Source organism: Psychrobacter sp. TB20-MNA-CIBAN-0197 (assembly GCF_040309765.1).
GTDB lineage: Bacteria > Pseudomonadota > Gammaproteobacteria > Pseudomonadales > Moraxellaceae > Psychrobacter > Psychrobacter submarinus.
Map to the genome: position 1 here is coordinate 1 of NZ_JBEOPC010001525.1, position 229 is coordinate 229.

The 229-nt window shown below is 60.3% G+C and carries 1 protein-coding gene; it reads right to left on the minus strand.

What is annotated here, in order from left to right:
• Window positions 1-229 (minus strand): CsiV family protein (locus AAEY83_RS19075; protein ID WP_351061864.1); only part of this gene is annotated, 229 nt, incomplete at both ends.

Genomic DNA, 229 nt, shown 5'->3' on the forward strand with positions numbered 1-229 from the left:
GCGGTGACCAGGCCATTGGCGTCGATCTGATTGACCCAGAAATCGGCGGTCACGTCGGTGAAGCGGCCGAGTTTCATTTCCAGCGTGCCCTCGATGGGGAACTGGCCGAACTGTTCCTGACCTTCGCTCACTGCGACTTTCGCCGGCGATTCGCCGAGGCTCTGCTGCCAGGCTTTGTGCATCAGCACGGTGTACTCGCCGCTGGCGGTGAGTTTGCTCACTACATCAT